Source organism: Tomitella gaofuii (assembly GCF_014126825.1).
Classification (GTDB): Bacteria; Actinomycetota; Actinomycetes; order Mycobacteriales; family Mycobacteriaceae; genus Tomitella; species Tomitella gaofuii.
In genome coordinates this window covers 1788562-1804409 of the sequence record NZ_CP059900.1, presented here as the reverse complement: position 1 = coordinate 1804409, position 15848 = coordinate 1788562, and the positions used below count along the sequence as shown (strand labels likewise).

Genomic DNA, 15848 nt, shown 5'->3' with positions numbered 1-15848 from the left:
CGCACGCGCACCGCCGGCATCACCGGACGGGCCCGCACGGGTCCGCAGACTTCAAGCAGTCGATGACAGGGGAACAGGCACGTGAACGAAACTGAGACGCCCGTGGAAGATCTCGGCTACGAGCAAGCGCGCGACGAGCTCGTCGACGTGGTCCGCGTGCTCGAGCAGGGCGGACTGGACCTCGACGCCTCCCTCGCGCTGTGGGAGCGCGGCGAGAAACTGGCGAAGCGCTGCGAATTCCACCTCGACGGCGCGCGCCGCCGCATCGAGAAGGCACTGCAGGAGGATGAACCCGACCAGGCCGGGGACGCCGGGGAAGCATAAAACCGTCACCGCGGCCGCACGTTCGGAGCATGATCGACCCATGGACGTGATCGCAGCCAATCGCAGCGCCGCAGACACCGTCGACAAGGTCCTGGCCGCCGTCCCACCGGACGCGTGGGACCGCACCTCGCGCTGCCCCGAATGGACACTGCGCGATGTGGCCGCCCACGTCGTCTGGGGCCGGGACGTGATCACTGCTGCTGCCGGCGGGCAGGACGAGATCGCGCCCTGGGGCACGCCCGGCACCCCGTCGCCGGGGCAACACCTCGGCGGCGCGGACCCGGCTGTCGAGTTCCACCGGGCCCGGCGGGCGGCGGATGCGGCGATGGCGACGGGCGGGCTGGGGCTGCCGGGTCCGGAGTTTCTGCGCAGAGCCAAGCCTGAGGCCACGGCCGGGGATTTCGCCACCATCCTCGTCGCCGACCTGCTGGCCCACGCCTGGGACATCGGCAGCGCCGTCGGTGCGCCCATCGACGTGGACCCCGAGGCGCTGGCATTCGCCCTGTCGTCCACGAGCGGCCCGATCCGCGCCCCCGGCATGTTCGCCGATCCGGTGGACGTAGGACCCGATGCCACCGCCTACGAGCGGTTCCTGGGGTTCCTCGGCCGCGACCCGCGGCCCGTGTGAGCTGCGATACGTCGCCGCCGGAACGCGGCACCCCGCCGGGTATCGGACACCGGTCCGGCGTCGGTCACTGGTCCGGCAGCGGGGGCGCCTGCGCCAGTTCCGTCGCCATCCGGCGCAGGTCCGACTCCCCCGCCCTGCCCGTCATGCCCCATCGGACGTCGCCGCGATCGGCCGCCCATACAGGCTCCGCACCCTCGCGGGCGTACACCGTCCATTCGACGCCTGCCACGGACTCGCTGCCGGTCGCGGGGCGGTTCTCGTCCACCATGTAGCGGACGAGCGCCGCCGGCCGTGCGTTGGTCTGCACCACCTCGAGGTAGTCGCCGGAGTCGGTGATGTACCCCACACGCACCGCGACGCCGCCGTCGTTGCCGTCGATCGCGTCGTTGCCGCCCGAGTTGGTGTGCCAGCCCTCGGGCTTGGCGGGCTCGCGGATGGGGAACTGGTACCTCATCGCGTCGGTGCGCAGCACCGGACCCGCCTCGTAATGGGGGATCTGCCCCTGCGAAGGTCCGCCGGGACTGAACGAGCACTGGCCGGCGAGCCCCGCGACGACCAGGCAGATGATCACCAATGGGATGAGCGACAGCGCCAGGTCGCGGTTGCTGTGGAAAAGTCTCGGCTTGTCGGCTGCCACGACACCAGTATCGCAGCCGCCGTTCCGCACACCGAGTCCGGTGCCACCCCTCGTGGCACACTCTGCGAGAATCCATCCCACACGCTCCCAGGAGGTATCGCCCGATGACGACCAGCGCGCAACCCACCCACCGTGAGGCCCCGGACCGCAACCTCGCAATGGAGCTGGTCCGCGTGACGGAATCCGCGGCGATGGCCGCCGGACGCTGGGTGGGGCGCGGCGACAAGGAGGGCGGGGACGGCGCCGCCGTCGACGCCATGCGCCACATGATCAGCTCCGTGTCGATGCATGGCGTGGTCGTCATCGGCGAGGGCGAGAAGGACGAGGCGCCCATGCTGTTCAACGGCGAGGAGGTCGGCAACGGCGACGGGCCCGATTGCGACGTGGCGGTGGACCCCATCGACGGCACCACCCTCATGGCCAAGGGCATGCCGAACTCCATCGCCGTGCTGGCGTGCGCCGAGCGCGGCGCGATGTTCGACCCGTCGGCCGTGTTCTACATGGAGAAGATCGCCGTGGGGCCCGACGCCGCGGACGTCATCGACATCACGGCGCCGACGGCCGAGAACATCCGCCGGGTGGCCAAGACCAAGCATTCGGACGTCTCCGACGTCACCGTGTGCATCCTGGACCGGCCCCGGCACGCGCAGCTCATCCAGGATGTCCGCGACACGGGCGCCCGGATCCGCCTGATCTCCGACGGCGACGTGGCCGGCGCCATCGCTGCCGCGCGCCCGGACTCGGGGGTGGACATGCTCGTCGGCATCGGCGGCACGCCCGAGGGCATCATCGCCGCCGCGGCGCTGCGCTGCATGGGCGGCGCGCTGCACGGCCGCCTGGCCCCCACCGACGACGCCGAGCGGCAGAAGGCCGTCGACGCCGGCCACGACGTGTCCCGGGTCCTCACCACCGAGGAGCTGGTGACCGGCGAGAACATCTTCTTCTGCGCCACCGGCGTCACCGACGGCGACCTGCTGCGTGGTGTGCGCTACCGCGCGGGCGGCGCCTCCACGCAGTCCATCGTCATGCGGTCCAAGTCCGGCACCGTGCGGATGATCGACGCCCAGCACCGGCTGTCCAAGCTGCGCGAGTACACCACCCCGGACTTCCAGCACTGACGCCGCCGGACGCGGCAGCGTCGGCCGAACGCCGAGGGGCGGCCCGGATCACCGGACCGCCCCTCGGCGTTCGTCGTCAACAGTCGCGGATGATCACCGGGAACCGTTCACTGTGTGCACGTGCGTGTGGTGCCGTCGGGGAAGTCCATGGTCAGCGTCCCCTTGTACTGCTGCAGGATCATTTGGGCACCCTGGCAGACGCCGTCCATCCCTTCCACGTCCGCCGAGCCCCAGCTCATCGTGACACGCAACGTGTCGCCTTCCCAGCGCGCCTCGTCCGGATCGCCCAGCAGCATTTTGAGCTGCTCGGTGACCTGATCGCGCGTCAGTTCCTGGCCACCCTGTGCGCCGCCGGCCTGTGCACCGCCTTCCTGTTGTGCACTGTCGCCCTCATCCCCGCCGTCCGGTGCGGGGGCCGCCCCGGACGGCGCGAGGACCGGTGTGCCGGACGGGGCGGGCGCCGGGGTCCACGTGGCCGACGGTCCGGCCGTTCCCGCCTCCGGCGATGCGGTGGGCGCCGTCGTGGCGCTCGCCGCAGCGGCGTCGCCCCCGTCGCCCGACGAACATCCCGTCACCGTCAGCGCCACGGCCGCCACCGCCCCGGCGATGAGCCCGGCATTCCTGTTCCCGCTCGAGACGCGCACTCGTCCCCTCTTTCCGGCCGCTGCGGGCCACCGTGCTTGCACTGCGCAGGCGCTTTCGCCCGGCCGGCGCGAGGATAATCGCCCGCCCTGATCCGCGCACCGTCGGCCCCGCCGTGCGGCGTCGTCGTCACACCGCGTCGTCAGGTCGCGTCGTCAGGTCGCGTCGAGCCCGGTGGCGGGCAGCCGCACCCAGCCGCGGGTGAATGCCGAGCGGAGGCGTTCCGCGCGGCCCAGGTCCACGCCCACGTGCGGGTGCCGGGCCAGCAGTTCTTCGAAGGCGATGCGCGCCTGCAGGCGCGCCAGGTGCGAGCCGATGCAGAAGTGCACGCCGCTGCTGAATCCCAGGTGGCGCGGAATCTTCCGGGTGACGTCGAGCGCGTCCGCGTCGGGCCCGAACTCGCGCTCGTCGCGGTTGGCCGAGCCGTAGAGCATCATCACCTTCTGCCCCTCCGGGATCTCGATGCCGTGGATGCGGACCGGTTGCAGCGTGGTGCGGGCCAGCCCCTGCACGGAGCCCTCCAGCCTCAGAAACTCCAGCAGCGCGCCGGGGATGAGGTCCTTGTCCGCCGCGACCAGTTCGCGCTGGCGGTGGTCCGAGTCGAGCAGCATCACGCCGTGGCTGATGAGATTGCCGGTGGTGTCATTGCCGCCGGCCACCAGCACGAAGCAGAAGCCCAGGATGTCCCAGTCGGTGAGCCGTTCCCCGTCCAGTTCGGCCTGGGTGAGCACGCTGATCATGTCCTCGCCCGGATGCGCCCGCCGCTCCTTGATGAGCTCGGAGAAGTACCCGAACATCTCCGCGACCGCATCCTTCGCGTCCAGCACGCCCAGGTCGAAGCCCCCGTCCTGGATGGCGGTGAGCGCCCGCACCCACGGGTCGAACAACCCGCGGTCGCCGTCGGGAAGGCCGAACAGTTCGGCGAGGACGAACGTCGGTATGGGCGAGGAGAACTCGCGGTGCAGGTCGACGTCCTCGCCGGCCGCGGCCCTGGCGCCCGCATCGTCGAGCCGCGCACGCACGAACGCGCGGATGTCCGGCTCCATCGACATGACGCGGTGCGGCGTGAACCCCTTCGCGATGAGGCTGCGCAAGCGCGTGTGCCGGGGCGGGTCGAGCATGACGATGGTCGGGGCGAGGCCCAGCGCGCCGATCTCGTCCGGGTGGAACGTCAGCCCCTGTTCCGACGAGAACGCCGCGTTGTCGCGGACCGCGCGCCAGACGTCCTCGAACCGCGAGAGCGCCCAGAACGGCGGATCGTCGTGCCGGTGCGCCGGGTCGTCGTCGCGCAGCGCGCGGTAGGCGGGGTACGGATCGGCCTGGAACGCCTCGTCGAACGGATCGTAGACACGGGGCCCTGCGGTGACGGTCATGACGACTCCTCTAACAGCTTCTGTTATTAACAGTCACTGTTAGACTACGCCCATGGCCGACCGTTCCGGAAGCACTCGCGAGAAGCTGCTGACCGCCGGCGAGCGTCTCTTCGCACGCCACGGCATCGACGGCACTCTGACCCGGCAGATCGTCGCGGCCGCCGGGCAGGGCAACGATTCCGCGGTCAATTACCACTTCGGTTCTCGGCACGGACTGCTGCAGGCGATCATCGCCCGGCACATGGCGGACATCGAGGACCGCCAACCGCACGGCCCCCTGCCACGCGACGCCGACGGCCTTGTGGACATCATCGTCCGGCCGGTCTCCGGTGAGCTGCGGTCGCCGTCCGGCAGGGATTTCCTGCGCATCACCGCACAACTCGCCGGCCACTCGGGAGTCGCGACGCGGCGGATGGCGCAGCCGCTGCGGCACAGCTCCGTCGGCGCCCAGCTCGACGCGCTGGCCGATGTCCTGCTCCGCGAGCTGCCGGAGCCGATGGTGCGCGAGCGGCTGGCCATGCTCATCGGCATGCTCACCGCCGTGCTGTCCGACCGCGCGCGCCGCATCGACGAGGAGCCGGCGGTGCTGCTCGCGCACGAGGACTTCGTCGACACTGCGGTGGCCATGCTCGCCGCCGCCGTCCGCGCCCCGCTGCGGCCCGGCGGCGGCGCGGGCCGGTGACCGTCCGACGGACGCGTGCCCGCCGCCGGGCGCCATCCCGCACACACGCGCACGCGGTCGGTGGCATGGTGGAGTCCATGAGCGACGACGCGGCCGGGTTCCGGATCGAGCACGACACGATGGGCGAGGTCCGGGTGCCCATCGATGCACTGTGGCGGGCGCAGACGCAGCGCGCCGTCGAGAACTTCCCCATCAGCGGACGTGGCCTGGAGCGCGCGCAGATCCGCGCACTGGGCCTGCTCAAGGCCGCCTGCGCGCGGGTCAACAAGGAGCTGGGCCTGCTCGACGCGACGCGGGCGGACGCCATCATCGCCGCCGCCGAGCAGATCGCGGCGGGGCGCCACGACGCGCAGTTCCCCATCGACGTGTTCCAGACCGGCTCCGGCACCAGCTCCAACATGAACGCCAACGAGGTCATCGCCTCGCTCGCCGCCGCCGACGGCGTGACGGTGCACCCCAATGACCACGTCAACATGTCGCAGTCGTCCAACGACACCTTCCCCACCGCGGTGCACCTGGCCGCGGCGGAGATGGCGGTGCACACGCTCATCCCCGCGCTGGAGCACCTCGACGGCGCCCTGTCCGACAAGGCCACCGAATGGTGGACCGTCGTCAAATCCGGCCGCACCCACCTGATGGACGCCGTGCCGGTCACGCTGGGCCAGGAGTTCAGCGGCTATGCGCGTCAGGTGCAGGCCGGGATCGAGCGGGTGCGGGCGACGCTCCCCCGCCTCGGTGAGCTGCCCATCGGCGGCACCGCCGTGGGCACCGGGCTCAACGCCCCCGACGGGTTCGGCATCCGCGTCGTCGAGGAGCTCCGGCGCACGGCGGACCTCGACATGCTGTCCCCCGCCGTCAACTCGTTCGAGGCGCAGGCGGCCCGCGACGGCCTGGTGGAGGCCTCCGGCGCGCTGCGCACCGTCGCGGTGTCGTTGACCAAGATCGCCAACGACGTCCGGTGGATGGGCTCCGGCCCGCTCACCGGGCTCGCCGAGATCCGCCTGCCGGACCTGCAGCCCGGCAGCTCGATCATGCCCGGCAAGGTCAACCCGGTCCTGCCCGAGGCCGTCACCCAGGTGGCGGCGCAGGTGGTGGGCAACGACGCGGCCGTCGCGTGGGCCGGCGCGGGCGGCGCCTTCGAGCTCAATGTGTACATCCCCGTGATGGCGCGCAACGTCCTCGAATCGCTGCGCCTGCTCTCGAACGTGTCCCGGCTTTTCGCCGACAGGTGCATCGCCGGGCTCGAGGCCGACGAGGAGCACTTGCGCGCCCAGGCGGAGAGTTCCCCGTCCATCGTCACGCCGCTCAATTCCGCCATCGGCTACGAGACCGCGGCCAAGGTGGCCAAGAAGGCGCTGGCCGACAAGACCACCATTCGCCAGGCCGTACTGGACAGCGGACTGGTTCCGGACTCGATCACCGAGGAGGAACTCGACCGCAGGCTCGACGTGCTCGCGATGACCCGCGCCGAGTCGGGCGAGTCCGCCCGCGGCGCATGATCGGAGACCCGGCAGCCCCCGGGCCGGGCTCCGCAGCGCCCGCGGGGGTTCTGGCCGCGGCCGTCCAGTTGGATGCGCGGACCGCGGACGTCGACCACAATCTGCGACGCTGCGAGGACCTGGCGGACGAGGCCGGCGCACGCGGTGCACGGATCATCGCGCTGCCCGAGTTCTTCACCACCGGCATCGCCTTCGATCCCGCACTCTCGCATGCGGCGCTGCGTCCCGACGGCAGGGCGACCTCGCTGCTACAGCGGCTGGCCCGGCGCCACCGCGCGTGGGTGGGCGGTTCGTTCCTGTGCCGGGACGACGACGGCGAGGTGCGCAACGCGTACTTCCTCGCGGCACCGGACGGCGCACTGCTCGGCCGGCACGACAAAGACCTGCCGACGATGTGGGAGAACTCCTTCTACATCGGCGGCGACGACCCGGGACTCATCGACGTGCCGGACGGCTCCCCCGGCGGCGCCCTCGCCGGCGCGACCGCGGGCGCGGCTGTGTGCTGGGAGCTCATGCGCACCGGGACCGCTCGGCGGCTGCGTGGGCGCGTCGACGTCATGATGAGCGGCTCGGGATGGTGGACCGTGCCGCGGTGGCGGCCCCGCGGGCTGTTCGACCGGTGGGAGGCGCGCAACGAGGCCACCGCACGCCGCGCCGCCGCCGACTTCTCCCGCTACGTCGGCGCACCACTGGTGCATGCCGCCCACTGCGGCCCCGTCGACTGCCGCCTTCCGTGGACTCCGCTGCGGTACCGCGGGCGGCTCGAGGGCGCGACGCTCATCGCCGACGCGAACGGTCACGTGCTGGCCGAACGCGCAGGGGACGAGGGCCCGGGCGTGGTCACCGCACGGATCAAGGTGGGCCGCACCCGGCCGGCCGAGCCCCTGCCGCGACGCTACTGGCTGCACCGGCGAGGGCCGGTGCCCACCGTCGCCTGGCATTACCAGCGCGCGCACGGCCGCCGGTACTACGCCGCGCACACCAGGATTCCGGGTGCGGAGGCCCACGGATGACCGCACGCCGCCGCGCGCTGGCCGCGGTCGCGGGGCTGGTCGCGATCGCTGCCGCGGCGGGCGCGTGCACCACGACGCCGCAGCCGCTCCCCGGCCCCGCGCCCGACGCCACCGGGTCCGCGGCCACCCCCGAGCCGGTCCCCGGGCAGGTCGCCGGGATCCCGATCCCCGACGGACGGATCGACGATGCGGTGGGCCGGCTCGACGCCGTCGCCGCCGACGCGATGCGCAACCCGGATGTCACCGGCATGGCGGTCGCGGTGGTGCACGACGGCACGGTGGTCTTCGAACGGGGCTACGGTGCGCGCACCCCGCCCGCCCCTGCAACTGCTCCGGCGGCGGGAACGCCGGGCTCGGGATCGTCGGACGCCGACGGCGCGAGGGTGGACGCGAACACCGTGTTCCCGCTGGGCGCCCTGTCCACGCCGGTCGCCGCCACCGTCGTCGCCACCCAATTGACGGAGGGCCGGACCTGGTCGACCCCCGTCCGGGCACTCATGCCGCAGTTCGCGGTGGCCGACCCGTACGTCACCGCACACGCGACCCTCGGCGACCTCTTCACGGGCATGGCGGGGCTGCCCGAGGACGCCGCCATCAGCGCGGCCCACATCGGCGTGGACCGCCAGACGATGCTGGACGGTCTGGAGTCGCTGCCGCTTGACGGATTCCGTACTACGGCCCGGCCCGGCGCTCTGGGGCCGACGATCGCGGGCGAGGCCGTCGCCCGCGCCGCCGGCACCGATTGGGCGACGCTGTCCTCCAGGAGCCTGTTCCATCGGCTCGGCATGGACTCGACGAGCTACCGTGCGCAGGATTTCGCCGCCCGCACGGACGGCTCCGCGCCGGTACTCGTCGGCGCAGACGGCACCGTCGCCTCCGTCGACCGCGCGTGGTCCGACGCCGTCGCACCTGCACGGGGGCTGAGCTCTTCTGCGCATGACATGGCGCAATGGATGCGTCTCCTGCTCTCCGGCGGCATGCACCAGGGGGTGCGCGTCATCCCCGCCGAGCCGCTGGCCGCAGCGCTGTCACCGCAGGCGGTGGCCCCGGAGACGGCGACCGAGGCCGCCGACGCCATCGACGCGCGCGGCGTCGCCCGCGGCTACGGATTCGGCGTGACCGATTCGGCCGCCGGCCGGGTGGTCATCACCGGCGGCGGGACCGCCGGCGCCGACGCTCCGACCGGCCCCGACGCCGCCGTGACGCTGATCCCGTCGGCCGGCGTCGGCATCGTCACCCTGACGAACGGGGTGTCGACTTCCGAACGGCCGGTCGCGGCGGCGCAAGCGGTCAACGCCACGTTCGCCGACCTGGTCCAGTTCGGCGAGGTGCAACGGGACTGGGCGGCCTGGTTCACCCGGTCGGCCCCGGCCGACGAGGCTGCACCGCCGGGCGCCGTCGCACCACCAGGAACTGCTGCACCGGCGAACGGGAAAGCACCGCTGCCCGCGTTCGACGGCGTCTACACCAACCCCTTCTACGGTGAGGCCACTGTCCGCACGAGCAACGACACGACGACCCTCACCGTCGGCCCGGGACGGAAGACGTTCCGGATGACGCGCACCGGCGACACCACATTCGCCGTCGCTGCCGCCGACGCCGCGGCACCCGGCGCCGCGGCGTTCCGCCGGGAACACCCGGACGCGGTCGCCTCCTTCGACGGCGACGCCCTCACGATCAGCTTCCTCGACCAAGCCGGGCCATTCCTTCGGTGACGCGCTCGATGCCGACACGGCACGGGGTCCGTCTCCACCCTGTTTCCCCGCGGATCGCCGCCTGCCCGACCCCGCGGCCCGTTAGGGTCGATCCAGACGACACGGCACCGGGGCGAGGGAGCAGACGATGAGCGCGCACACCAACGATCCGGTCGCCGATGCGGCGCTCGCCGCCGACATCGCCGAGAGCACCGGGAAGCTGCTGCTGCAACTGCGCTCCGACTCGTCGGCCATCGACCCCTACGTGCTGCGCGACAGCGGTGACCGGGAGGCCCATGAGTACATCGCCGCACGCCTGGCCGAGCACTTCCCCGACGATGCGGTGCTGTCCGAGGAGGGCACGGACACCGGCGCACGCCTCACTGCGGACCGCACGTGGATCGTGGACCCGCTCGACGGCACCAACGAGTTCGGCCTGCTCGACCACGACGACTGGGCGGTGCACGTGGCGCTCGTCGTCGACCACCGCGTGGTGCTCGGCGCCGTCGCCGTCCCCGCCCTGGGCGTGACCTACAGCAGCGGCACCGTGGCGCCGGTGCCGCCGATGCTGGGCGACAGGGTGCGCATGATCATCAGCCGCAACCGCCGCAACGACCGCGTCACCCGGATCGCCGACGCGCTGGGCGCCGAGGTGCTGCGCAAAGGCTCGGCGGGCGCCAAGGCGATGGCGGTGGTGCGCGGCGACGCCGACATCTACGCGCACGCCGGCGGGATGTACGAGTGGGACTCGTGTGCCCCGGTGGCCGTGGCACAGGCGGCAGGATTGCACACCTCGCGCATCGACGGCTCCCCCATCCGGTACAACGCCGAGGACCCGTGGCTGCCCGACCTGCTCATCTGCCGGCCGGAGCTGGCGGAGAAGGCGATCGCCGCGGCGGGGTGACGCCGGGGACGGCCCCGGCGGCGCGGACAGCCTGGAAATTCCGTTCGGCCGCCGGCCCCCGGCACTGGCCGCAATGCGCTCCTCAGACCCGCGTATCGAGCACCGGCGTGAGCGCGCCGCCGAGCACCTTCCGATCGCTTGTCGCCACCGTCCACCCCCGCCGCGCAGCCTGCGCCACGATCATGCGGTCGAACGGGTCGCGGTGTTCCCATGGAAGGCGGCCGGCCATCACCGCGTCCGCCCAGTCGACGGCGACGTCGTCCATGCCCATACTCGGGACGAGCTCTGCCCACGATCGCAGCAGCGGATCTCCGTCCAGCCTGCCCGAGGCCGTCTTGATGGCGATCTCCCATGCCGATACCGCGGAAACGAACAGGTCGTTATTCCTGTCGGCGAGGACGCCCATTGCGGTCCCGCCGACGCGTTCGGGCTCCGCTGCCAGCCACAACAGCGCGTTCGTATCCAGAAGGATCGAGGTCACTCGGCCTGACCCTCCCATGCGGCGAGATCCGCCTCGGAAAGCGGGCCGTCGAAATCCGCCGGAATCCGCATGCCCGGCACTTTCCCGAACTCACGCGGGCGATCGCCCGCCGGGGACAGCACCGCGACCGGCCGTCCCCTGGTGGTGATCATCACCGGGACGCCGGTCTGCTCCACCTCTGCCAGCACCGCGTTGAGGCGTGCCTTCGCGTCGGTACTGCTGATAGACCGCATACCATGATTATAGCCCTGGAAGACTAGTCCGAATAGTCATCGGGCGACGCAGGAGCACCGGCCCCGTCACGCCCCCGGCGTGAATTCCTCGAGCATCTCGGTGACCAGCTCGGCGATCTCGGAGCGCTCGCTACGGTGCAGGGTGATGTGCGCGAACAGCGGATGCCCCTTGAGCTTCTCGATCACCGCGGACACCCCGTCGTGCCGGCCCACCCGCAGGTTGTCGCGCTGGGCGACGTCGTGTGTGAGCACCACCCGCGAACCGGTGCCCAGCCGAGAGAGCACGGTGAGGAGCACGTTGCGCTCGAGCGACTGCGCCTCGTCGACGATGACGAACGAGTCGTGCAGCGACCGCCCGCGGATGTGCGTCAACGGCAGCACCTCGAGCATTCCGCGCGCCACGATCTCCTCGATGGTGTGCGGCTCGGCCAGGCCCTCCAGGGTGTCGAACACGGCCTGCGCCCAGGGCCCCATCTTCTCCGACTCGCTGCCCGGCAAGTAGCCGAGGTTCTGGCCACCGACCGCGTACAGCGGCCGGAACACGACCACCTTGCGGTGCCGCCGCCGCTCCAGCACGGCCTCCAGCCCCGCGCACAACGCGAGCGCCGACTTGCCCGTGCCTGCACGCCCGCCGAGCGACACGATCCCCACCGACTCATCCATGAGCAGGTCGAGCGCGATGCGCTGCTCGGCGGACCGGCCCCGGATGCCGAACGCCTCGCGGTCGCCGCGCACCAACCGCACCCGCTTGTCGGCGGTCACCCTGCCGAGCGCGCTGGACGATTCGCCCACCAGCCGCACTCCGGTGTGGCAGGGCAGGTCGCGGAACTCGTCGGCGTCCAGCGTGCCGTCGGCGAAGAGCATGTCGATCTCGGCCGACGGCACCTCCGCATCGACCATGCCGGTCCATCCGCTCGCCGCGACGTCCTGCGCGTGGTACTCGTCCGCCGCCAGCCCCACCGCGCCGGCCTTGACGCGCAGCGGCGTGTCCTTGGTGACCAGCGTGACCCGGCGGCCCTCCGCCTGCAGGTTCAGCGCGCAGGCGAGGATGCGTGCGTCGTTGGTGTCGGCGCGGAACCCCGACGGCAGCACCGACTGGTCGCTGTGGTTGAGCTCCACACGCAGAGTGCCGCCGTCGCCGCCGATGGGGATGGGGACGTCGAGCCGCCGGTGTTCCATGCGCAGGTCGTCGAGCAGCCGCAGCGCCTCGCGTGCGAACCAGCCGAGCTCGTGGTGATGGCGCTTGCCTTCGAGTTCGCCGATCACCACCAGCGGCAGCACCACCTCATGCTCGGCGAAGCGGGTCACCGCCCACGGGTCGGACAGCAGCACCGAGGTGTCGACAACGAAGGTGCAGCGGTCGTTCGTACCAGTCACGTCGGACTCCTACGCCCACCCGGCCCCCGGATGGGCATCGGTTGCAGGACCGGGCCGCCCCTGCCGCGGCGCACACGCTCCCCGCCGGCGGGGCCGGTTCCCGGCCCTCCCCGGCGTTCACGTCAGCCACGGTTCGGACCTCCCGGACGGGCAGCTTCCCCGCTGCCCGATGCCTTGAACGCTACGTGACCTGCACCACTTTCCGGTGAATCGACACGCACACCCCGGGCAACGGCCCGTGAACACCGCGCCGGCCTCGTCGCACAGTCCTCGGAACCCGTCCGGCCGGCCCACCCGGAATCGACCCGTGTACGGGACGGCTGGACTCTTTCCCCGGTCCCGGGCAGGATGATTCGGACCCGAGCACGCCCCGTGCTCCACGTCACACCCGATACTGCGCACGGCGCGACACTCCATCGCGGCGCGCAGTCTCGGATGGAGGTCCGCGCCATGACTGTCGAACACCCCCTGACACTCACGCGACGAGCCGGACGGAGGGGATCGCCCGCCACAGTCCTCGCCGTCGTCGCCGCGGCCATCGCCTTGATCGCCGCGTTCACCGTCGCCGCGGTCGGCCCCGCCGCCGCGGAGCCCGTGGAGGGAGATCCCACCATCCGCAGCGAGGGCACGCTCCAGTTCTCGCCCGACGGCGAAACCTGGCACGACGCCGCCGCGGACGGCGTCGGCCAGTGGCAGGGCATCGACAACCTCAGCCCCGGCGACTCCGGCAGCCGCACCTACTACATCAAGAACTCCGGCGACGCGCCCGGCACGCTGGAGCTGAGCATCGAGAACCTGCAGAAGTCGGAGTATGCGCTGTTCACCGTGTGGAACACGATCGACGGCGCCGACGGCGACACGTTCGTCGTGTACGGACCGGAGTTCGGCGACTCGCTGGTCCACCTCGGCCCCCCGCTCGAGGAAGGCCAGGTGCTCAACACCATTGAGCTGGAACCGGGGCAGGTCGTGGAGGTCACCGACCACGTCGGCATGCCCGACGAGCAGCACCGGGAAAGCATGGGCAGCAACTTCGTTGCGGACTTCGTGTGGACGCTCACCGCCGACTGCACTGACACGCCCTCGCCCGCCGGAAGCCTCGGCAGCCTGTTCGGCAGCCTGGGCAGTCTCGGCAGCTTGGGCGGCCAGGACTCCGCGTGCCCCGCGCCGGAGGCCGGCAGCACGGCGGCGTTCGGCTCCGAGTCCGGCTCCTGAACCGTCGGCCGGCGCGGGATTCCCCGTACGTCCCGGCGCCGGCCCGCGCGGGCTCTCACGCCGCGAGCCGCTCCGCCGCGCGCCACCACCGCACCGTCTCCGCCGCCCCGTCGGCGAGCGGGGTCGGGGCGCGCCCCAGCAACCGTTCGGTGGCCGCGGAGTCGATGACGAACTCCGCGGTGAACTGCGGCATCGTCTCCGCCAGCTCACGCACGGACGGCATCACGACGCCGACCGCCTGCAGCGCCCAGGCGGGCAGCACCGCCACCCTGGGCGCCGGCACCCCGGCGGCCGCGGCGAACTCCTCGACCATCCGGCGCTGGGTCACGGCCGGCGCGGTGGGCGCGTGGAGCACCCGGTTCCATGCGGCGCGCTCGCCGGCGGCGGCGATCATCGCGGCCGCCAGGTCGGGGACGTAGGTGAACGAGTGCGGCACGTCGGCCGACCCCATCACCGTGATCTTCTTTCCCTCCAGCACCAGCGGGACCATCCGATCGCCGGCGTGGGCCATGCGCACGTGGGGCCCGTAGAAGTCGGAGGCGACGACGCTGACGGTCGCGGCCGCGTGCTCCGCCCGGGCGCGCAGCAGCCCGGCCCGCACCCCGCCCTTCCCGCGCCGCGCCGCGCGCGGGTTCTCCTCGGTCATCGGCATCGCCGACAGGTCGTAGGAGTACAGGCTCTCCGGGAACACGACGGGCACCGCTGCCGCGGCGGCCGCATCCATCGCGATCGAGTCCGCCTGCGGAAGTTCCCGCGCCCACGCCTTGGCGCTGTAGGCGCTGCCGTGGATGCAGTGGAACAGCGCGTCGGCGCCCTCCAGGTGCCGGGCCAGCTCGCCGGGCTGAGCGACGTCCGCACGGACCCGCTCGATCAATGAGTGCTCGGGGCCGCTACCGGACCGGGTGAGCAGGCGGACCGGCCTGCCCTCCCCGGCGAGCTGCAACGCGATGGTGGTGCCGACGGGTCCGGCGCCGGTGACCACGGCATGCGTTTCAGTCATGACGAATCCTCTCCTGACGGGTGACGGGCCGGCGATTCCGGTCCCCCACATTCGAGAGCACTGCTCTCTCCTTCAGGATGCGCGCACACCGAGCACGTGTCAAGAGCACTGCTCTCTTCAGTTGACGGTGCTCTTGGCATCGGGAATCCTGGGCGCATGACGTCGACACCACGCACCCGGGCGCGCGAGCAGACCATGCGCGACATCGTCCGTATCGGACGCGAGCACCTCGTCGCCTCCGGCCCGGCGGCGCTGTCACTTCGGGCCGTGGCGCGCGACCTGGGCGTCGTCTCTTCCGCGGTGTATCGGTACGTGCGCAACCGCGACGAGCTGCTGACGCTGCTGGTGGTCGACGCCTACGACGAGCTCGGCGACGCCGTGGACTCCGCCGTGGATCCGAATGCCGCACCGCCCGAGCAGTTCCGGCAACTCGGGCGGGCGGTGCGGGCGTGGGCGCTGGGCGAACCCGCCCGCTACGCGCTCCTGTACGGCACGCCCGTCCCCGGCTACGAGGCGCCCGGCGAGCAGACGATCGCGCCGGGCACCCGCGTGATCGTCGGGCTCATGGCGGTCCTCGAGAGGGCCCACCTGCAGAGGACGGGTCGGGTAGATGGGCGCGTCGCGACGCCGCCGGCGATGCCCGCCGAGGAGGGAGCCGGTACCTCGGGCCACCTCACCGCCGACTTCGCGCGGATCCGCGAAGAGTTCGGCCTCACCCTGCCCGACGATGCCCTGGCGCGCGGGGTTCTCACGTGGGCCGCGCTGTTCGGGGCCGTCAGCTTCGAGGTGTTCGACCAGTACGGCTCCGACACGTTCACCGACCCCGGCGCGCTCTTCGAGCTGCACCTGGCGCACCTGGCACAGATGGCCGGGCTCTGAGGGGCCTGCGCGCCAGTCCCACCTCACGTCGCGCTCGGACTGCGAACGCGACACGCAGGGGGTGCGCACGCCACCACCTCAGCACCCCCACGACACGACGCGGCCCGCACCCTGGAAACGGGTGCGGGCCGCGCGCTCGAACGTGACGGCCG

Annotated in this window: 17 protein-coding genes; 10 read left to right on the top strand and 7 right to left on the bottom strand. The window is 72.1% G+C overall.

Going from position 1 to position 15848, the window contains the following annotated elements; translation table 11 throughout:
- Positions 1-81 precede the first annotated feature (81 nt).
- Positions 82-324, top strand: a complete 243-nt coding sequence (locus H4F70_RS08515; protein ID WP_182348245.1) for an exodeoxyribonuclease VII small subunit — start codon at positions 82-84, stop codon at positions 322-324.
- Positions 325-364: 40 nt separating this feature from the next.
- On the top strand, positions 365-952 hold the full coding sequence (locus tag H4F70_RS08510; RefSeq protein ID WP_182359826.1) for a TIGR03086 family metal-binding protein: 588 nt from the start codon (positions 365-367) through the stop codon (positions 950-952).
- A gap of 64 nt (positions 953-1016) precedes the next feature.
- Here H4F70_RS08510 and H4F70_RS08505 read toward each other — a convergent pair whose 3' ends face one another.
- A complete protein-coding gene (locus H4F70_RS08505) occupies positions 1017-1589 on the bottom strand; it encodes a DUF4245 domain-containing protein (protein ID WP_182359825.1) in 573 nt (190 codons plus the stop codon).
- A gap of 104 nt (positions 1590-1693) precedes the next feature.
- On the opposite strand from H4F70_RS08505, the gene glpX reads away from it, so the two are divergent.
- On the top strand, positions 1694-2707 hold the full coding sequence (glpX, locus tag H4F70_RS08500) for a class II fructose-bisphosphatase (protein ID WP_182348242.1): 1014 nt from the start codon (positions 1694-1696) through the stop codon (positions 2705-2707).
- Positions 2708-2814: 107 nt separating this feature from the next.
- Here the strand turns inward: glpX and H4F70_RS08495 are convergent, their stop codons facing one another.
- Together H4F70_RS08495 and H4F70_RS08490 are read right to left on the bottom strand one after the other, a co-directional pair.
- Positions 2815-3351, bottom strand: a complete 537-nt coding sequence (locus tag H4F70_RS08495; RefSeq protein WP_182359824.1) for a hypothetical protein — start codon at positions 3349-3351, stop codon at positions 2815-2817.
- 153 nt (positions 3352-3504) lie between these two features.
- The gene (locus H4F70_RS08490) at positions 3505-4722 is read right to left on the bottom strand and encodes a cytochrome P450 (protein WP_182348240.1); all 1218 of its coding nucleotides are present in this window, start codon (positions 4720-4722) and stop codon (positions 3505-3507) included.
- A gap of 52 nt (positions 4723-4774) precedes the next feature.
- Here H4F70_RS08490 and H4F70_RS08485 point away from each other — a divergent pair, with 52 nt between their 5' ends.
- From H4F70_RS08485 to H4F70_RS08465, 5 genes are all read left to right on the top strand, one after another.
- On the top strand, positions 4775-5404 hold the full coding sequence (locus tag H4F70_RS08485; protein ID WP_220471788.1) for a TetR/AcrR family transcriptional regulator: 630 nt from the start codon (positions 4775-4777) through the stop codon (positions 5402-5404).
- Positions 5405-5481: 77 nt separating this feature from the next.
- Positions 5482-6903, top strand: a complete 1422-nt coding sequence (locus tag H4F70_RS08480; protein WP_182359823.1) for a class II fumarate hydratase — start codon at positions 5482-5484, stop codon at positions 6901-6903.
- Positions 6900-7916, top strand: coding sequence for a carbon-nitrogen hydrolase family protein (locus H4F70_RS08475; RefSeq protein WP_182359822.1), 1017 nt, complete (start codon positions 6900-6902; stop codon positions 7914-7916). The genes H4F70_RS08480 and H4F70_RS08475 overlap by 4 nt, the downstream gene beginning before the upstream one ends.
- The gene (locus H4F70_RS08470) at positions 7913-9631 is read left to right on the top strand and encodes a serine hydrolase domain-containing protein (protein WP_182359821.1); all 1719 of its coding nucleotides are present in this window, start codon (positions 7913-7915) and stop codon (positions 9629-9631) included. Before H4F70_RS08475 ends, H4F70_RS08470 begins: the two co-directional genes overlap by 4 nt.
- Positions 9632-9758: 127 nt before the next feature.
- Positions 9759-10514 (top strand): 3'(2'),5'-bisphosphate nucleotidase CysQ, encoded by a 756-nt coding sequence (locus tag H4F70_RS08465; RefSeq protein ID WP_182348236.1) that lies wholly within the window; start codon positions 9759-9761, stop codon positions 10512-10514.
- A gap of 82 nt (positions 10515-10596) precedes the next feature.
- Here H4F70_RS08465 and H4F70_RS08460 read toward each other — a convergent pair whose 3' ends face one another.
- The 3 genes from H4F70_RS08460 to H4F70_RS08450 all read right to left on the bottom strand — a co-directional run bounded on the left by H4F70_RS08460 (position 10597) and on the right by H4F70_RS08450 (position 12605).
- Positions 10597-10995 carry a type II toxin-antitoxin system VapC family toxin gene (locus H4F70_RS08460; RefSeq protein WP_182359820.1) on the bottom strand — a complete coding sequence of 133 codons (399 nt, stop codon included), beginning with the start codon at positions 10993-10995 and terminating at the stop codon, positions 10597-10599.
- Positions 10992-11228 (bottom strand): type II toxin-antitoxin system Phd/YefM family antitoxin, encoded by a 237-nt coding sequence (locus tag H4F70_RS08455; protein ID WP_182359819.1) that lies wholly within the window; start codon positions 11226-11228, stop codon positions 10992-10994. Before H4F70_RS08455 ends, H4F70_RS08460 begins: the two co-directional genes overlap by 4 nt.
- 66 nt (positions 11229-11294) lie before the next feature.
- Positions 11295-12605: a PhoH family protein gene (locus tag H4F70_RS08450; protein ID WP_182359818.1), complete on the bottom strand. Its 1311-nt coding sequence runs from the start codon at positions 12603-12605 to the stop codon at positions 11295-11297.
- Positions 12606-13055: 450 nt separating this feature from the next.
- On the opposite strand from H4F70_RS08450, the gene H4F70_RS08445 reads away from it, so the two are divergent.
- Positions 13056-13817, top strand: a complete 762-nt coding sequence (locus H4F70_RS08445) for a hypothetical protein (protein ID WP_182359817.1) — start codon at positions 13056-13058, stop codon at positions 13815-13817.
- Positions 13818-13872: 55 nt separating this feature from the next.
- On the opposite strand, the gene H4F70_RS08440 is transcribed toward H4F70_RS08445, so the two are convergent.
- Positions 13873-14817, bottom strand: coding sequence for an NAD-dependent epimerase/dehydratase family protein (locus H4F70_RS08440; protein WP_182359816.1), 945 nt, complete (start codon positions 14815-14817; stop codon positions 13873-13875).
- A gap of 156 nt (positions 14818-14973) precedes the next feature.
- Here H4F70_RS08440 and H4F70_RS08435 point away from each other — a divergent pair, with 156 nt between their 5' ends.
- The gene (locus H4F70_RS08435; RefSeq protein ID WP_182359815.1) at positions 14974-15696 is read left to right on the top strand and encodes a TetR/AcrR family transcriptional regulator; all 723 of its coding nucleotides are present in this window, start codon (positions 14974-14976) and stop codon (positions 15694-15696) included.
- The last annotated feature ends 152 nt before the right edge of the window (positions 15697-15848 follow it).

Coding starts and splice junctions, on each gene's coding strand:
- H4F70_RS08475 (WP_182359822.1), top strand. CDS start 6,900: ATGATCGGAGACCCGGCAGCCCCCGGGCCGGGCTCCGCAGCGCCCGCG.
- H4F70_RS08465 (WP_182348236.1), top strand. CDS start 9,759: ATGAGCGCGCACACCAACGATCCGGTCGCCGATGCGGCGCTCGCCGCC.
- H4F70_RS08440 (WP_182359816.1), bottom strand. CDS start 14,817: ATGACTGAAACGCATGCCGTGGTCACCGGCGCCGGACCCGTCGGCACC.
- H4F70_RS08480 (WP_182359823.1), top strand. CDS start 5,482: ATGAGCGACGACGCGGCCGGGTTCCGGATCGAGCACGACACGATGGGC.
- glpX (WP_182348242.1), top strand. CDS start 1,694: ATGACGACCAGCGCGCAACCCACCCACCGTGAGGCCCCGGACCGCAAC.
- H4F70_RS08455 (WP_182359819.1), bottom strand. CDS start 11,228: ATGCGGTCTATCAGCAGTACCGACGCGAAGGCACGCCTCAACGCGGTG.
- H4F70_RS08490 (WP_182348240.1), bottom strand. CDS start 4,722: ATGACCGTCACCGCAGGGCCCCGTGTCTACGATCCGTTCGACGAGGCG.
- H4F70_RS08445 (WP_182359817.1), top strand. CDS start 13,056: ATGACTGTCGAACACCCCCTGACACTCACGCGACGAGCCGGACGGAGG.
- H4F70_RS08435 (WP_182359815.1), top strand. CDS start 14,974: ATGACGTCGACACCACGCACCCGGGCGCGCGAGCAGACCATGCGCGAC.
- H4F70_RS08470 (WP_182359821.1), top strand. CDS start 7,913: ATGACCGCACGCCGCCGCGCGCTGGCCGCGGTCGCGGGGCTGGTCGCG.
- H4F70_RS08510 (WP_182359826.1), top strand. CDS start 365: ATGGACGTGATCGCAGCCAATCGCAGCGCCGCAGACACCGTCGACAAG.
- H4F70_RS08485 (WP_220471788.1), top strand. CDS start 4,775: ATGGCCGACCGTTCCGGAAGCACTCGCGAGAAGCTGCTGACCGCCGGC.